This window comes from Parabacteroides sp. PH5-46, assembly GCF_029892785.1.
Classification (GTDB): Bacteria; Bacteroidota; Bacteroidia; order Bacteroidales; family Tannerellaceae; genus DFXE01.
In genome coordinates this window covers 121,662-139,733 of sequence record NZ_JARXXA010000004.1, presented here as the reverse complement: position 1 = coordinate 139,733, position 18,072 = coordinate 121,662, and the positions used below count along the sequence as shown (strand labels likewise).

At 43.1% G+C, this 18,072-nt stretch carries 14 protein-coding genes; 5 read left to right on the top strand and 9 right to left on the bottom strand.

What is annotated here, in order from left to right; translation table 11 throughout:
- Window positions 1-130: 130 nt before the first annotated feature.
- The 7 genes from M2470_RS05580 to M2470_RS05550 form a co-directional block, all read right to left on the bottom strand.
- Window positions 131-778: a hypothetical protein gene (locus M2470_RS05580; RefSeq protein WP_280744054.1), complete on the bottom strand. Its 648-nt coding sequence runs from the start codon at window positions 776-778 to the stop codon at window positions 131-133.
- Window positions 759-1,565 carry a metallophosphoesterase gene (locus tag M2470_RS05575; RefSeq protein WP_280744053.1) on the bottom strand — a complete coding sequence of 269 codons (807 nt, stop codon included), beginning with the start codon at window positions 1,563-1,565 and terminating at the stop codon, window positions 759-761. The genes M2470_RS05580 and M2470_RS05575 overlap by 20 nt, the downstream gene beginning before the upstream one ends.
- Before the next feature lie 83 nt (window positions 1,566-1,648).
- Entirely contained in the window at window positions 1,649-2,374 is a 726-nt protein-coding gene (locus tag M2470_RS05570) for an HAD family hydrolase (RefSeq protein WP_280744052.1), read from the bottom strand.
- 10 nt (window positions 2,375-2,384) lie between these two features.
- The gene (locus M2470_RS05565) at window positions 2,385-3,299 is read right to left on the bottom strand and encodes a CDP-alcohol phosphatidyltransferase family protein (protein ID WP_280744051.1); all 915 of its coding nucleotides are present in this window, start codon (window positions 3,297-3,299) and stop codon (window positions 2,385-2,387) included.
- Window positions 3,248-4,156, bottom strand: coding sequence for a hypothetical protein (locus tag M2470_RS05560; RefSeq protein ID WP_280744050.1), 909 nt, complete (start codon window positions 4,154-4,156; stop codon window positions 3,248-3,250). Before M2470_RS05560 ends, M2470_RS05565 begins: the two co-directional genes overlap by 52 nt.
- Before the next feature lie 16 nt (window positions 4,157-4,172).
- Window positions 4,173-4,871 carry an NDP-sugar synthase gene (locus tag M2470_RS05555; RefSeq protein WP_280744049.1) on the bottom strand — a complete coding sequence of 233 codons (699 nt, stop codon included), beginning with the start codon at window positions 4,869-4,871 and terminating at the stop codon, window positions 4,173-4,175.
- On the bottom strand, window positions 4,871-6,172 hold the full coding sequence (locus tag M2470_RS05550; RefSeq protein ID WP_280744048.1) for an inositol-3-phosphate synthase: 1,302 nt from the start codon (window positions 6,170-6,172) through the stop codon (window positions 4,871-4,873). The genes M2470_RS05555 and M2470_RS05550 overlap by 1 nt, the downstream gene beginning before the upstream one ends.
- Before the next feature lie 441 nt (window positions 6,173-6,613).
- Here M2470_RS05550 and M2470_RS05545 point away from each other — a divergent pair, with 441 nt between their 5' ends.
- The 5 genes from M2470_RS05545 to M2470_RS05525 all read left to right on the top strand — a co-directional run bounded on the left by M2470_RS05545 (window position 6,614) and on the right by M2470_RS05525 (window position 13,198).
- On the top strand, window positions 6,614-7,822 hold the full coding sequence (locus tag M2470_RS05545) for an MFS transporter (RefSeq protein ID WP_280744047.1): 1,209 nt from the start codon (window positions 6,614-6,616) through the stop codon (window positions 7,820-7,822).
- Window positions 7,823-7,830: 8 nt separating this feature from the next.
- On the top strand, window positions 7,831-8,388 hold the full coding sequence (locus M2470_RS05540) for a plasmid pRiA4b ORF-3 family protein (protein WP_280744046.1): 558 nt from the start codon (window positions 7,831-7,833) through the stop codon (window positions 8,386-8,388).
- A gap of 94 nt (window positions 8,389-8,482) precedes the next feature.
- Window positions 8,483-9,310: an ROK family protein gene (locus M2470_RS05535; protein ID WP_280744045.1), complete on the top strand. Its 828-nt coding sequence runs from the start codon at window positions 8,483-8,485 to the stop codon at window positions 9,308-9,310.
- A 32-nt stretch (window positions 9,311-9,342) separates the two neighbouring features.
- Window positions 9,343-11,961, top strand: coding sequence for a sugar-binding domain-containing protein (locus M2470_RS05530; protein WP_280744044.1), 2,619 nt, complete (start codon window positions 9,343-9,345; stop codon window positions 11,959-11,961).
- Window positions 11,962-12,043: 82 nt separating this feature from the next.
- A complete protein-coding gene (locus M2470_RS05525; RefSeq protein WP_280744043.1) occupies window positions 12,044-13,198 on the top strand; it encodes a DNA-binding transcriptional regulator in 1,155 nt (384 codons plus the stop codon).
- A 16-nt stretch (window positions 13,199-13,214) separates the two neighbouring features.
- Here the strand turns inward: M2470_RS05525 and M2470_RS05520 are convergent, their stop codons facing one another.
- The gene (locus M2470_RS05520; protein WP_280744193.1) at window positions 13,215-16,667 is read right to left on the bottom strand and encodes a family 16 glycoside hydrolase; all 3,453 of its coding nucleotides are present in this window, start codon (window positions 16,665-16,667) and stop codon (window positions 13,215-13,217) included.
- 36 nt (window positions 16,668-16,703) lie between these two features.
- Complete coding sequence (locus M2470_RS05515; protein WP_280744042.1) at window positions 16,704-17,960, bottom strand: Gfo/Idh/MocA family oxidoreductase; 1,257 nt, start codon at window positions 17,958-17,960, stop codon at window positions 16,704-16,706.
- Window positions 17,961-18,072: the final 112 nt, after the last annotated feature.

The window sequence follows — 18,072 nt, the reverse complement described above, 5'->3', positions numbered from 1 at the left end:
GCTGGGTTTTCCTCCCTTTTTTTGTGCCTAAGTATAGCATAAGATTCTTCATTATTACAAAGGAGTTAAAATCCCACAGTTGTTGAACATGTATTCAACAGTAGTTGAACATGAGTTCTACAGTTGTAGATTATAAAACCTGTAACTTGATACCGAATGAAAGACTTAGATAATCTTTAGGCTTAAGTATATTATTATTGATTGCCGAAATCAGATATAAATCGCAGGTGCTGAATTCGTAGAAGAAGGTTACTGATTTGAAAGGCCATTTCTCCGGGTTTAGTTGCAAGGTAAGACGTTCACCCAGAAAGGCATGAAAACGCACTTTGGTTGAGAAGGTATAGTATTTGTTGGGATACTTATCCGGGTTATTCACCCAGAAATCTCCATCTAAAAGCGTATTTGTATATAGACCGCAAGTGAGGGGTTCAAAGGATACTTTCTCGCGCAAAAATAGTCGCCAGGGGATGTAATTTTGCTTCAATGTTAAGGTTACCATGGCATGGCGGTCGGCATTCCGTGGTACAATACCCAGTAGCAAATCCGTTTCCCAATGCTCTTTGCCGTAATTCCAGCCTATCCCACCCGACAGCAACCCGATGGAACCGGCAAACTGCAACTTCGTGTACTTGGGAGTAAGCGCCTGCCAGAACTTCATCTGCTTCTCTACCCTTCTTTGGTATATGTCTTTCTTTTCATTCGTCGTTTCCTGTGCCTTTGCAGTAGAAACAGAAAAGAAAAGCAGCACGAAAAAGAGCTTAAAAATGGATGAGTTCATAGCTATAATCTTCTTTTGTTAACGTAAATGACAAATAGCTTCGCTTGCCTATATTTTCACAGCCATAGTAAATAATGCCGTCATCAAAAATATCTGTTGCTGTAAACTGGTGATTATGTGCATGAATACAGAACATCAAAGAGGGAAAATACTTGATATAAATCTGAAATACATCCATCACATTATTATCAAATTGCTCACATCCCGGAGGAGCATGCATCACAACAATCGTACGTTTATGGGCAGGAAGGGTATCCGTCAGTTCGTTTTTAATGAACGTAAAATCGGGAATAGGATGTGAGTAGTCGTACTCTATCGCATTGGTATTCAGGCAAACAAACTTTACATCTCCGGCCATAAAGGAGAAGTTCTCTGCACCATATAGTTTCTTATAGACCTGGTCGCCATTTCCTAAAACGTCATGATTGCCTATCAGGGCTACATAAGGTTGCTTCAGTTTAGAGAATATATCATAGGCCCATTCGTACTCTTTCTTTAGTCCGAAATCGGTGATATCGCCTCCATGTATCACGAAGTCGATGGAGTCATTACGGTTCATAAGCTTCACGAAATCATCGGTTTCGTCCAGCGATCGCTGGGTATCTCCCATGAATGCGAATCGAATCGTATCCTTCGTTTCACACAAGGTTGTTATGCGTTCGATATTTTTTTTGTTAAGGCCTGTTTCTATATCCGAGTCTAAGCGCCCATCATACGGATGGTAGTCTATCAGGTCACAGGCAAACAGGTTGATACACAAAAATAAGAATAAGACTTTCTTCAACATAAACAAAACATTTATATTGCAAAGTTATAAAGCAAGCCTGAAAGAGGAAAGGTCTAATCCTCGCCTAAAATGGTTTATTTGAATTATTGTAGTTGGAAAAGCTCCTTTAGTTCTTGAAAATCCGCGATAATGGCATCGGCTGTTTCCTGGCCTGTATATTCAGACCAGCCAAGGCCTTTCAACCAGACTGTCTGGCAACCGACTTTAGCTGCCGGCTCCATATCCTTATCATACGAATCACCAATCACTACAATTTCTTCAGGAAGAAGACCTAACTGCTCTACTCCCAAAGTAAAGATAGCCGGATCCGGCTTACGCACTCCTACTACCGAGGATTCAACTACCGATTGAAAGAAACCCGACAGATGAAAGTCTTTCAATACAGCCTCGATATTCCCATAGAAATTAGAGACTAATACCATCGGATATTTCTCGGCCAACTTCTTCAAGACAGGTATGGCGGCGCTAATGGCAGTCTGGCTATAGGCATAGCACCAGTCGGCAATACCGGTTGTATACTTCGTAAAATCCGTATCAGCAGGCAAGTGCCCATTGTCTATCAGCCATTGTATTTGTGTTTCGGCTTTCAGGCGTAATACGTGCCAGAAGTTATGGTTGGGTAATACGATGCGGTTCTTCGCCAAGGTGCGTTCGCCATGCACGTATGCTTCCCGGAACACTTCTTTTGTAACCGGTATTTGTATCGCTTCGTACGACATCCAGATCACCTCTGCCCAGTGCATACCGTTACTGTCGATCGTCCCTCCGTAGTCGAAAATAATTCCTTTTATCTTTTCCAGATTAAGCATATTGTCTAGATTAAGAGTCTTCTAATTGCTTGGTAAATAACGCACAAATGCGTTCATGTTTTACAAGCATATAAATGAGTAATATATTTAATACAGTTATTTCAAAGGCGAAATAAAGCCAGGGCAAGTTAATAAATAAACTGATGAACAAGGCAATAACCCGCGTATTAAACGACAGGATATTTGTGTACTTCATCAGCGGGAGGCTCTTTTCACGGAAGGCTTTCCGGAACCATTCCGGGGCTTCATCCCGATATTTCTCACGTATTACTTTCAGCATTTGCTGTAGTTTGGGAGATTGTTTCTCCTGCCCTTTCGTATAATTAATGTAGAATGTATCAAACAGTTTATAGATGAAGTCATGTTTCCAGCTCATCTTCCTGTAGTTTTCTTTCAAGGTAGCCGAATTAGACAGTTCACTTCCCGCTTTTCCCTTCAGGAACAGCAGGTGTACATTCCGGTAATAATCGGCCATTGCTGCCTGCTTGCTATGGAAAAAGCCGGTAACAGCTGCAAATATCCAGATCCAGATACCCCACTCCGGTGTAAGCCGCAAGCTGATCGCTGCATAAATCGAAATAAACCAAAGGTCGCCACAAAAACCATCCAGTATCCTTCCTAAAGGAGAAGACTGCCCTGTCATCCGAGCCAATTGTCCGTCTGCGCTATCATAGGAATTAGCCCATATCAACAACAACATACCGATGACATTGATCATCATATCCTGAAAATAGAAGCAGATACCGGCCGCTATCCCGATAAAGATAGCTGCAATAGTAATAGCATTGGGTGATACACCTAATTTATGGAAGAATATCGCCCAACGATACCCTATCGGACGATAAAAATAAATATCAATAGGCTCCTCAGTGTCTAGTGATTTGAGAGTGGATTCCAAGTCAGGCTTTCTTGTCTGTTCTTGCATGATTCAGTCATTAGTGTATAAATCCGTTTAGCGATATGAGGAGCTGCCTCTTCCCGGCAGGGGGCAAAACTGGGCCAATCATTAAAATCAATGATACGAGCTACGCCATCTTCCGACACAATACAATCCCCTCCGTAGACATGAATATTCAATACATCGGCGGCTTGGTTGCACAAGTCCCTAAGGTGTTCTGCATCAAAGGGGATCCCTTTGGCATTGCCGTTGATCTGCTCCAAGCCAAACTTGCTATGATTCTGAGACGATGGGTAAAACCAGTAGAAAAAGTCTGTTCCGGCTACACCGTAGAACTTAACCAGGTCTCCTACCAGATGTTCGTTGATAACGGCACTTTCGATCCCCCGGATGGCATACTCTTCAAGAATGCTTTGCGCTTCCTCCCTATTACGTACATAGGTTACATCTTCACGATGTATGGCATGGAAATCGCCTCGCTTGATCCAGCAAGTATGAAATTCCACTTCTTCGAAGGCCGGTAAGGGATCGGCGTTTGTCTGTACAATCAAACTTTGGGGGTGAGGTATATTGTTTTCAAGCAGCAGGCGTGTCATCTTCTCGCGGGTACAGTTCTCTATACCGTAGGCAGAGTTTACAACTATCCGGCCTTCGCTTTCATATTTTTGCAGTTTGCGTATGGAAGTCCAGTCGCGAACCATTCCGAAAATAAATGATTCTTCTATATCTCTTTCCGACAGAACGGCTTCGCTGTATTCGTTTACAGTGCATCCGTAAGCACGAAGTGCTTTTGCCGTAAGCTGGAATATGGCAGCATCATTCCCCACATGATTCGGGGAATATTTGTTACCTCTCCTGATTCCTGCTATTATCAGTTCATTCATACAATGAATAAGTTAGTTATACGTTCAAAAACTGTTCTGCCTTCGCAATATCTTCCGCATGGTCTACATCAACGATCTTGCTGAAAGGATAAGCTTTCAGTTTCAGTCCTTCTTCTATCAGGCTGCGTTGATAATTCCGCATACGCGAAACACCTTGTTCTACCGCACGTTCCAATACCGTTAGTGCCGAACGCTTTAAACAATAAATTCCTCCCGAAACATAGCGACTATCTACTTCCGCTTTGTCCGAAAAGCTTACAACGGAAAGGTCTTGATCTACATTAACATATAATGGCTTCTCATCATCAATGTAATCCGTAACGGCCATTAAGCCATCTGATTCTTTTTCCGTTTCAAAGGTACGGATATATTCCTTAAATTCTTCTTCCCTGAAAATCGTATCAACGGTTGTCAGGCAAAAACGCTCACCCGTTAGATATCTGCTAAGTTCGTAAAAACTATGCATCGAACTGGGTGTCGATTTAATGATCAGATGAAACGGAACAGAAAGTTTTTTGCTTTGCATATGCTCCTGCACCTCTTTCATCTCTTCATTTATAATGACGTTGATCGATGTAGCTCCGTTATCCAGAAATACATCGATCAAACGATCTATAAGCGTAATTCCATTCAAGCGTACCAGCGGTTTGGGGCACTTAATCCCTTCTTGAACCAAACGCGAGCCTTCGCCGGCAGCTATGATTGCGTAATCCATCAATCCAGATAATCCAGCGTTGGTTCGCCAATAATCTTACGCAGAGTATTCTTCAGGATGGTATGCTGTATGAACAAGTCATGTTCAGGCACACGATCAGGCTTGTGCATCGGACTCTTGAAGTAGAATGAAAGCCAATCCTGAATACCATAGAAACCGCAACGCTGTGCCAAGTCGGCGAACAATACCAAGTCAAGGCACAAAGGCGCAGCCAGGATAGAGTCGCGACACAGGAAGTCTACCTTCAACTGCATCGGATAGTTCATCCAGCCTATGATGTCGATATTATCCCATCCTTCTTTGTTGTCCTTGCGCGGCGGATAATAGTTTATACGTACTTTATGATAAACATTGCCGTACAGATCAGGATATACATCAGGTTGGAGGATTGTGTCTATAACAGACAACTTGCTGACTTCTTTCGTTTTGAACGATCCCGGATCATCCAATACTTCACCGTCTCTGTTGCCCAGGATATTGGTAGAGAACCATCCTTCCAGTCCCAGCATACGGGTCTTAAGCATGGGTGCTAAGACTGTTTTCAGCATCGTCTGGCCTGTTTTGTAGTCTTTTCCGCAAATAGCTACTTTGTGCTTATCTGCCAGTTCCCACATGGCGGGGATATCTATACACAGGTTAGGCGCTCCCATGATAAAGGGGCATCCTTCGGCGATAGAGGCATATGCATAACACATACTGGGAGAAATCACTTCTTTATTGTCGGCTTTCAATGCTTGCTCAAAAGCAGCCAGGCTTTCGTGTTCTTTGCTTTGCGGAATGTACACTTCCGTACTGGCAGCCCACATCACCACAACCCGCTCGCACTGATTGTCGGCTTTGAACTTACGGATATCTTCACGTAGTTGTTCAGTCAGATCCCAACGGGTAGCGCCTGTTTTAACATGCGTACCGTGTAATCTTTTCACAAAATCCTGATCAAAAACAGCAGGCATCGGCTTAATAGCGGCCAGTTCATCTTTTACCACCTCGATGTCGTCTTTGCTCAACACTTCTGCATGTTTAGTCGCTTCATAGATATCTTCCTTAAAGATATCCCAGCCGCCAAAAACGAGATCGTTCAGGTCAGACAAAGGCACTACATCTTTTATTTTAGGGAAGCGATTTTCATTACGTTTTCCCAAACGTATAGTAGCCAATTGTGTTAACGACCCGATAGGTTTACTTATTCCCTTACGTACAGATAATGTACCTGTAATAAATGTTGAGGATACGGCACCTCCGATTCCCACAATAAGAACGCCAAGTTTGCCTTTGGCATCTTTTACATCAACTTTCTCCATGTCTTTTTAAGTTCAAAGATAATCGTGCAAAGATACATCTTTCCCTCAAATAAAGTTGGTCACAACCTAAATTTATTGGTCTAAATTAATAATACCTTCAAGTATTCTTTTCTTAATAAATCACTTTCACATAATCGTAGTTATTGTCGCTATTTTTAAGTTTATGCAATATTGCAAATGAACGGTATAACTATTTACATCTCAATTCATTAAAACAGCGTCAAAAAAGCATGTATGCTTTCCGTAAATCGCATGCATGCTTTTTTCAAATCACATGCATGCGATTTGAAAAAAGCTGCCGTCCTTTTTTTCGTCTCCGCGCCTTCGTGTAAAAAATAAGTCATAATTGGCTATATAGACTTTATATAATAAAGAGAAATCATTATCTTTATCCCCTTTATTAAAAATAGACTTAATCATTGAAGATACAATAGCTGTTAGATGAACACACAAGCGCTGATTTCAAAAGAGAAAATTCGCTATGCCGCTCTCACTTTTTTCCTGGCACAGGGACTATGTTTTTCAAGCTGGGCAAGCCGTATTCCTGATATCAAAGATATTTTTGAAGTTAATTATGCTTTTTACTGGGGGCTGGTATTATTTCTTATCCCCGTTGGTAAATTTGTAGCCATACCCCTGGCAGGTTATTTGATTTCCAAGCTGGGAAGCCGCATTATGGTACAGATTAGCATACTTGGCTACGGTTTATCTTTGTTTGCTATCGGAGCCGCTTCACACATCGTTTTGCTGGGTATTTTCCTCTTTTGTTTTGGCGTGTTTTGGAATTTGTGCGACATTTCGCTCAATACTCAGGCAATAGGCATCGAACGAATGTATGGACGAACGATCATGGCTACATTTCATGGAGGTTGGAGTCTGGCAGCTTGCTTGGGGGCACTCATCGGCTTTGTTATGATTGTAACAAATGTTTCGCCCTTCTACCATTTTTCAGTGATTGCTCTGATTATAGCATCGATTGTTTTCATAAGTCGCCCCTATCTGCAGGAAGATACTCCGGCACCCAAAGAAGAAATCAAAGAAGCCGAACCCAAGCGAACGTTCAGAATGCCGGAAAAACTGCTGCTTCAATTAGGGCTTGTCGGTTTATTTGCCCTGATAATAGAAAGCGCCATGTTCGACTGGAGCGGTATTTATTTTGAATCGGTTATTCAGGCGCCCAAATCGCTACAGATAGGCTTTCTTGTCTTTATGGTAATGATGACCGTTGGGCGTTTCCTTACCAATTATGCCTACCGTATTTTTGGCAAAAAACGTGTATTACTGATCGCCGGTTCCTTCATTTTTATAGGCTTCCTCACCTCTTCACTGATAGGTGAAGTGTTCCATTCCATGCTTGCAAAAGTAATTGTCAATTCTTTAGGATTTATGATGGTAGGGTTGGGTATCTCATGTATGGTACCTACCATTTACAGTTTTGTAGGAGCCAAATCCAAGACACCTGTAGGTATCGCATTAACCATTCTTTCAAGCATCAGTTTCATTGGCTCGTTAGTAGCTCCTTTGTTAATCGGGGCTATTACACAGGCATTCAGTATACGATATGCCTACCTGGTGGTAGGATTGCTGGGCCTTTGTATCGTATGCATGGTTTCATTTACGAATGCTTTTAATACAGAAAACGAAAAATAACTCTAAATATGCAGTACAAAGTAAGAATTCAATTAGAGGGGATAATCAAGCCTATCATTTGGCGACGCCTACTCGTTCCCGCCGAATTTACATTTCACAGATTTCATTTGCTAATACAGGCCGCATTTGGTTGGGAGAATTATCATCTCTACATGTTTCCAATTAAAGACGAGTATGCACCGTTCAATATTATGCTCCCTTCCGATGAAGATTGGGGAACGGTTGCAAATTCCCAAAAAATGAAGTTGAAAGACCTGATGAAAGAAGTTGGAGAAATCTATACTTATGTCTATGATTTTGGAGACAATTGGCATCATAAAATTACCATAGAAGATATAGTAGATACCAAAGCCATCAGAGCCACTTGTTTAGAAGGAAAAGGAGCTACTCCTCCCGAAGATAGCGGAGGTGTCTGGGGATATGAAACAATGAAGTTTATCCTTGCCAGACCCGAACACTCCCAATATAAAAGCACCCGGGAGTGGTTTGGCCTTATCGGTGATGAAAAGCCTAAATTCGGTTATTTCAGCCTGGCGGAGACTAACAAAAGGGTAAGAATCGTATAACATTTGCGGGATTTGAAGATATTTATACGTGAGAAGCGTAGAGCTTAGTGCGTATTTGGACTTCTTTTGTCATACTGATTAAACTTTATAAGCCATGAAATTAGGTATAGACTTAGGAGGGACAAATATCCGCATCGGGAAACTACATGATGGGAAGATCATAGAAAAGATCTCGGCGCCGAGTCCTTCAAAAATGCAGTTGGAGGAATCTATCACATATCTTAAATCGGTTATTTCTCCCATGATATCTTCCGAAGTTACAGGTATTGGTATCGGAGTACCTTCCGTTGTAGACGTAAGCAAAGGGATTGTTTACAACGTAACAAATATCCCCGCGTGGGAAGAGGTACATCTGAGACAAATTCTGGAAGATGAGTTCCATATCCCCATCTTCATTAATAATGATGCCAATTGCTTTGCCATCGGTGAAAACCGTTATGGGGAAGGAAAAGGGTACCCTAACATGATTGGTGTTACTCTGGGCACGGGCGTAGGAGCTGGTGTTGTTATAGATAATGTATTGTATAACGGGAGCAATGTCGGAGCAGGCGAGATAGGCTGCATGCGGTATCTGGATCATGTATATGAGCATTACTGCGGCAGCGAATTCTTCACCACCTATCACAATACAAGCGGAAAAGAAGCAGCCGAACGCGCACGCAACAATGATCCTGAAGCCTTGAAAATATGGGAAGAATACGGGAAACACCTGGGAGAATTGGTACAGGTTATTCTTTATGCTTACGACCCGGACGCGATTGTCTTCGGCGGAGGAATAGCCGATGCTTTCCCTCTTTTTTCAGAAAGCCTGAAAGCATCGCTTCAAACATTCCTTTTCCCTAAATCATTAGAAAAGCTACAAATTAAAATTTCAAAAAACCCTGATATAGCGCTATTAGGAGCGCTTGCTTTAGTACAATAATCACAACTACACAATTTTAATACGACTCGATTATGAAACGATTCATTACCCATCTTGTCTTTGTGACAATGGTATGCGCATCCCTGATGTCGTGTACAAAGAACGAAAAGCTAATACTGACGAATGAAGTTTTATTATCAGACAATTGGTTACTTCAATCATCTGCCCAGACTAGTCAGGCCGGAGCAACCCTGTCTACCTCATCGGCAGACCTTAACGCCTGGTATCCGGCTACTGTACCTTCTACAGTGATGGGAGTACTTACGGCCAATGGTTTATATAAGGATTTACTGTTCGGTATGAACTACAAAAATGCCGACCGGACACCCTTTGATACCTCCTGGTGGTACCGGACTACATTTAAAAGTCCTGCAAAAGGAGAAGGCGAATACACAAAACTGTTGTTCGACGGATTAACCTATCGTGCGAACATCTGGCTAAACGGAAAGCAGATCGCTTCAAAAGAGGATACCTATGGTACATTCTGCCGTTTCTCATTCGACATTACAGACTATCTACAAGAGGATAACGTACTGGCCGTAGAAGTATTCCGTGCCAGAGATGGAGAACCCAACATGGGCTTTGTAGACTGGAATCCACGTCCGCTGGATGAGAACATGGGGATCTTCCGCGAGGTAAGGCTAATCACTACAGGTAGCGTAGAAATGAAGAATACCTGGGTACAAACCGACATCAATAAGGAAACACTGAACGAAGCCTGGCTTACTGTAGAAACACAGCTAACCAACCTGTCTGACCAGGAAACAACCGGTAGGATTGAAGGAAAAATAGAGAATCTGACATTCCAGATACCGGTTACTCTAAAGGCTGGTGAGAACAAAACAGTAAAAATTACTCCCGACGACGTAAAGGGTTTACACATGAAGAATCCCCGCCTGTGGTGGTGTAACGATATGGGTAAACCGGAACTGTACCAACTGAATCTTCAATTCGTGGCTGACAATAAAGTATCTGCCCAAGAAAACATAAGCTTTGGTGTCCGTAGCATTGAAACCTATATGACAGAGAAAGGGCACAGAGGCTTTATCCTGAACGGAAAGAAAGTACTGGTTAAAAGTGCTGGTTGGACAGACGATATCTTCCTGAGAGACAATTTTGAAAGTAACGAAATGCAGGTACAGTATGTAAAAGATATGAACCTGAATTCTATCCGCTTTGAGAATATTTGGGGAACCAGTCAGAACATCTACGACCTTTGCGACCAATACGGCATGCTTGCCTTGGTTGGCTGGAGTTGTCAATGGGAATGGGAAGGCTACTTCGGAGGTCCGGAAAGCCGCTTTGGTTGCATTCAAACCGATCACGACAAGGATTTACTATACCGTTACTTCAACGATCAGGTGCTTTGGCTAAGAAACCATCCTTCCATTATTGCCTGGTTGGGCGGAAGTGATATGTTACTCCATCCTACGCTGGAACAACGCTACATGGAGCTATTGGCTGTGATAGACAACCGCCCGTATGTAGGTTGTGCCGCCAACAGAACAAGCGAAGTAACTGGTCCGACAGGTATGAAAATGGTAGGGCCTTATGAATATGTAGGACCTAATTACTGGTTTGAAGACAAACTAGGCGGAAACTATGGTTTCAATACCGAAACAAGCCCCGGTTCCAGTATTCCCACCTACGAGTCTTTGCTGAAAATGATGCCCGAAGACAAGCTCTGGCCTCTAAACGAGTATTGGGATTATCATTGTACAACGTCTACTACGGCTCTGAATAATATGAAACCTACTACCGAAGCGATAGAAGGGATGTATGGCAAGCCCAACAATCTGCATAGCTATCTGAATAGCGCCTACCTGATGAATATGCAATCTACCAAGAGTATGTTTGAGGCATTCCGCATCAATCCGCAGGAAGCAACCGGTGTTGTACAATGGATGCTTAATTCGGCCTGGCCTTCTATGTATTGGCAGTTGTATGATCATTTCGGCATTCCGGTGGCTGCTTATTATGGAGTGAAGAAAGCCAACATGCCTGTACAACTGATCTATAACTATAAGGACAATGGCATTTATGCTGTAAACGAAACCTGTTCTGCTACCAAAGATGTAACAGTTGTAATCCGTGGGCATGCTACAGACTCAAAAGCATTATTCAATGAGCAAATGACCCTGACACTGGAAGCAAACAGTGTACAAAATATTTATACAGTAAACAATAACGCAAAGAATACATTCCTCTCCCTTACGGTTACAGATAAAGACAATAATCTGCTGGCTGACAACTTTTACTGCCTCTCTTCCAAAGCTGATGTTCATGACTGGGATAAAACAAGCTGGGTAGGTACTCCTATGCTTGAATATGGCGACTTCAAAGACTTGTCCAAGCTGCCGGAAACAGAACTTCAGGTGAAAGTATCGCCTTTGGCAAACGGCAAAAATGGCATCTCTGTAGAGTTGGAAAACAACTCCGGAACCATCGCTTTTCTCAGCCAATTAGCGCTTACTGATGCTAATAAAGAAATTGTATATCCGGTATTCTGGTCAGACAATTACTTCAGCATCTTACCCGGCGAAAAGAAAGTGATAGAATGTACGTACAGCAACAATCGCCTGAGCTCCTCTCCCACTACTCTGAAACTAAGTGGATGGAATCTCAAGGAAAATAAGCTGAGTTTATTTTAATTAAAAATGGAAAGTTGAAAATTGAAAATGATTTGCTATATTTCGTTTTCAATTTTCAATTTTTAATTTTCAATTAAAAACAATGGCTCGTGTTATCTTACTTACTGATTTCTCTGAGGAATACGCCAAGTTGCTTCTCAAGGGTATTGTAAACTACTCAAAGGAGCATGAGCCATGGGTATTGTGTAAGATGCCTCATTCATACCGGGAGAAGCATGGACTGAATGGCGTGTTGGAGTGGGCTTTAAAATGGAAAGCCGATGCTATTATCGCCCAGTTTTTCCCCACAGATGAGGTAAGTATTTTCAAAAAGAACGGGATTATAGCAATCGCGCAAGACTTTAAGAACCGTTTTACTGAGATTCCCAATATCACAGGCGCCCACTATCTTGCAGGAAAAATGGGCGCCAACTATTTCATTCAAAAAGGCTTTAAGAACTTCGCCTTTTACGGATTCAAGAATATTGTCTGGTCGGAAGAACGTTGCGAGGGGTTTAGGGATGAACTCTCCAAACAGCTTCCGGAGAGTAGTTTCTATGAGTATCAGAATGCCAACCAGACAGACCTATGGTATTACGAATCCGACATGCTGATCAAATGGCTGCAAGTCCTCCCTAAGCCGGTAGGCATCATGGCATGCGACGATAACCAGGGACATCACATCACAGAAATATGCAAGCAGTACGGAATACAGGTGCCGGAAAAGGTAGCGGTATTAGGAGTAGATAATGACGAAGCCATTTGCACACTGTCGGGGCCTCCTCTCTCATCTATCAACCAAGCTGTTGAAAAGGGTGGGTATGAAACAGCCGAACTGATAGACAAAATGCTTCAGAATCGTACTTGGATCCCGGAAGATATCGTTGTTATGCCTACGCATATCATTACCCGTCAGTCGACTGACATCTACGCTACGGAAGATAAAAGTATAGCTATCGTACTGAAGCACATTCACCAACATTCAGACCGAAAACTAAGTGTAGACGAACTCGTACGTCTTGTTCCCCTCTCTCGCCGCTTACTGGAAACACGCTTTAAAGAAGTAACCGGAATGCCAATCTACACCTATATCCTAAACCTGCGTATCGACAAATTTGCCCAGAAACTGATCGAGTCAAATGCTCCGATTGTAGAAATAGCCTCCCAAATAGGATTTGCTGATTACAAAAACATCGCCCGGTTGTTCAAACGGGTGAAAGGATGCTCACCCTCTGAATACCGAGCGATGTTTTCTTAACTAATTAAGCCGTAGCTTATTTTAATTCTTTGATGCGTATGTTGCGGAACTTAACTTCCGATCCGTGTCCAAGGAAGCCTATATGGCCTTTTTTATTGAACAGGCCAGGATGGTTTTGTCCGTCGCGGGTTCCATTTTTGGCTGCTTCGCGGATATTTCCGTCGAGGATCACTTCGCCGTTCAGAGTGATTTTGATGTTATCGCCATTCGCTACTACTTCCTGGTAGTTCCATTCACCAAGTGGCTTCAGGTAGCCACGCTTGGCAGGGATAACCCCGTATACCGAACCATGATATTGATGCTCTTTCAGGTCTTTGTATACCGGGTGTTCGTTATCCAGAATCTGCAATTCCATCCCTACATAAGCGGCATCACCTTCCATTGGTGTACGAATACCTAAGCCGTTATTGGCTGCTGGAGTCAACATAAACTCAAAACGGAAAACGAAATTACCATATTCCTTCTTGGTATATAAGTTTCCGCCTGATCCCTGATTGGGCATTAGCGTAATACTACCATCTTCTGCCAAGGTATAATCAGTGATATTGCCCGTCCACTCAAACATATTTGTGCCATCGAACAATACTTTGTAACCCTCTTTTACTTCTTCGGTTGAAAGTTTAAAAGGCTCGGGGCGCTCTAGTTCTTTCACATAAATATTCCGGTAATATACCTTGCTTCCGTGAGCCTGAAGTTCAAGTTGCTCAACCGGGAAAATAGGTTGTTTACGATCCCAGAAGTTCTCAAGGATTACCTTGTCGGTTACTAATTCACCATTCAAATAGACAGTTACACGATCTCCAATCATCTTGATATACATCGTATTCCATTCGCCCAGTTTATTGTCTGCCACTTTCAAGGGCTTGCTTTCATGAACCTGGTTGTTATACAGTCCACCAGAGCCTACCTGTGCTCCTACTCTTACACGAGCGGTATCCCACATTTGCACCTGAGGTGTTCCACGAAGATAGATACCGGCATCTGCTTCCGGTCCGGCCGGATCGAGCATCCAGTCTACATACATCTCAAAATCACCATATTGCTTAACTGTACAAAGGTTATCGTAGCTTGGACCATCAAACACCAGCAAGCCATCCTCTACTTTCCAGTCTCTACGCATTATTTCGTCAGCCTTCTCCTGAGCCTTTGCCAGCTGAGCTGGTTTCATCTTGGCACGAACGATTGGGTTCTCTACCAAGCCTTTCCAACCACTCAGGTCTTTGCCGTTGAAGAGGGAAACAAAGCCTTCGCCTGCCGGCATCTCATTTAAGTGTTTCTTTATGGCCTCCCGCTGATATCCGGCATCCGGATTATCCAATACCTTAGAGGCCTTATTCAATAGTTCGCGCACATTGGTTCCTGCATATTCAGGATGTGCTAAAGCAATCGTCATTACAGCATTGGCTGCTGCCTGTTGTACCGGTTTGCTATCAAGGAATTCGCCGGCATATAATAAGCCCAGAAAGGTTCCCGTTCTACCTGTATGACGCAGAATCGTATTTTTCTGATCGTCTGTTTTGGCTACTTCCATCGCTTTACGTAGACGGATCAAACGATTCTCTCCACTTAAGGTAGAAGCTGATGCCAATTTGACATATCCGGCAAAAGCTTTATCATAGTATGCAGATGCAGATTTATCTTTGCATATTGCGTAGAGCTCGTCCGCAACTTCAACACCTTTCCATCCTAAAATCGCTTCAAAAGCGGCATCTTTAGCAGATCCACTGCCCTGTTTAAAACCAGCCACAATGGTATTCAATGCCTGACTGTCATTTGTGGCAGCCAATGCGGTATAATAAAGGTGTTTTTTACTTTCTCCAGCTTGTAACATACGTCTGGAAATCGTAGAAACCTGCTCTTGTTTAGGCTGTGAAGCTATAGCCGAAATGACGGCTTGTTGCAACGGAGCGATTGTTGAAGCATCTGCGGTTTCCAGCATTCCGCACAGCAGAGTAAAGTCTTTTTCTGCCACTACATCTTTTAATGCTGTATAGGCAGCAGCTTTAACTTCCGGTGATCCCGACTTGGTCAACTCAAGTACAGTATTAATATTTGCCGATGCTTTGCGAGCAGCCAGTAGTTCGGCTCCTGCGATCTTTCCGGCATCCGGTGCTTGCGGGATAACTTTAGCTACAGCGGGAGCAATGTCTCCTTTGAAGGAGGCAAGAGCTGCCTTGGCTAATTGTACGCTTTGCACATCAGAGCTGGTTAATAAAGCTGTCAGGTTCGGAATAACCGAAGGGTCTCCTATCTTAACCAACATCCAGACTGCAGCTTCTTTTACGGCATAGTCATTGCTGTTTAATTGATTTAAGAATAGCTGTTTAGCCGGAAGATCAAAGCGTATATCCAGATTCTTAAGGATCGTATTCTTTTCCGGATTTTTACTCTCACGGCCTATCCAGTTTAAAAGATCAACCTTCACTTCCGGTTTAGCTTTATCCATAGTCTTCACTAAATCTACATACATATCCTTATTGGCATAACAGGAAATGTAATCCAGGGCTGCATTCCGGTACTCTTTGGAATTGTCCTTCAGGGCCGTTTGAACAAGTTTCAATCCTTTCTCTTTCTGGATAGAAAGAAGGATTTGCAGAGCTGCACTTCTGGTGTGCACCTGGTTTGCTTTGGTTGCCTTCTTCAACAAGTCATTGGCTGCTTTTTCGGCTTCTTTGGTGTCTCCCTGCTCTACCATACGCTTCAATAGCATGATATATGCTTCGTTTGCTCCTGTTTTTTCCATAGTAAAACCGGCCTTTTCCGCAGCAGTTGCCAAGTCGTTCAATGAAGCCTTGCTTCCGATGCGGCTTAAGGTATAAAGTGCATCTTTCCGGAAGTTTTCATCTTCAGCATTTATATAACCTTTTATCAAGTCTTCTGCAACCGGCAATTTAGCTTCACCAATTGCCAGAATAGCATCCCGCTGCGTTTTCGAAGTTCCCATTCTGCGTAACAAAGAGGCTTGCAAGGCTTGGGTAGCTTTTTCTGTTCCGATGGAAGCCAACGCCCGGGATGCGGGGCCGCTATAGTCTTCCATATTCAGATAACGCGCCAATGCATCTACGCTTTCATCCTTGCCTACAATCTGTAACTGGCGAATGATAAAAGCCTTGGTTTCGCGTTCATTCACCTGTTCCAGGGCTTTGATATAAGCCTTAGCAGTTGTAAGCCGGGCGCTTTCTTTTCCACTCTCCATTACATAATGAGAAAGTCCGCTCAATGCATAGTCTACCTGCGCATTGCTACCTTGCCCGGGAGCATGGATCATATTTACCAGAATCAGAATACCTTCTTCACCCGTAGAAACCAAATCTCCAAGCTGTTTATTGTAGTCTTGCTGATTATTAACCGGCATTTGTGCCAAAACATCGGCAACTACCGTCTGAACGGTGCGATTAGCCGACGACTGCCCCATTATTGCTGATAAGCATATCAGCCAGGAAAGGGCTATTAAATATATTTTTTTCATCATTTTCTCTTTTTCTGTTTTCGACATTCGATTGTATTATATATTCCAGGGTGAACGCATGGGTTGATCCAGCAAACGATTGGCTGCTTCATCATTGATAAACTCAAGTTTTACAGGATCAAAATGCAAGGTGCGGTTCAGGCGTAATGCGATAGCCCCCATGTTTACGATTGTAGCAGAGCGGAAGCCGTTCCGTTCATTCAGGGCAAAAGGCTGACGTGTCTTAACACTCTCGATAAAGTCGGTAACCTGAGGTTCGGGCTCCGGAAAATCAGCCAGTTTCTTTTCCCAGTTAGGAATATCACAAACGAAGTTTTTATACACATTTCCGTTCGGGCCGGAAATATAAGGGGTATTCGGATCTCCATAATCCCCTCCCCATAATACGATCTGGCAACCATCTTCGTATGTATAGGTAATAGACTGCCAGGTACCTACGGCATCGGGATGCTGTTGAGGGGCGTCTACCTCTACCTTGATCGGACTTGTATGGTCTTTATCCAGGAAGTATTGAACCGGGTCTATATAATGTTGTCCCATATCGCCCAGGCCGCCACCATCGTAGTCCCAATAACCACGGAAGGTCTGATGCACACGGTGCGAGTTGTAGGGTTTATAAGGGGCCGGACCCAACCAAAGGTCATAGTCCAGTTCAGCCGGAATACGTTCGGGTTCCAGGTATTCTTTTCCTACCCAGAAAAATTTCCAGTCGAAGCCTGTATGTTTACTGATTGTTACTTTCAAAGGCCATCCCAGCAATCCACTCTGTACCAGTTTTTTCAAAGGCTTAACCGGTGTACCCAAGCCATAGAATTGATCTTCAAAACGGAACCAGGTATTCAGGCGGAACATCCGTTGGTATTGCTTAACAGCCTCCATCACACGCTTTCCTTCGCCTATTGTACGGGTCATTGGTTTTTCACACCAGATATCCTTCCCTGCTTTTGCAGCTTCGACAGACATGATACCATGCCAGTGCGGAGGGGTAGCTATATGTACGATGTCTACATTGGGATCCAATATCAGGTCGCGGAAATCATGATAAGCCGCGATATTGCCCTGAACCAGTTTTTTTCCTAATTCCAGGTGGTTTTTATCCACATCGCATACGGCTACCAGGCGGGTTCCGGCATAATTCACATGCCCACGTCCCATACCTCCTGTTCCGATAATACCTTTTGTTAGTTGATCACTTGGGGCAATAAATCCATTCCCCAGTACATGTCGCGGCACAATTGTAAGGGCAGCGACTCCTCCAAGAGCTTTCAAAAACCCTCTTCTGTTTGTCTTCATGATAGAATATTTAAACTGTATATTTTGGCTCTAAATTTCAACGCCTACAAAGATATATAAAACTGCCGGATCGAACGATTTAAAAGCCCCTCAAATTGTATCTCTGCTTTAA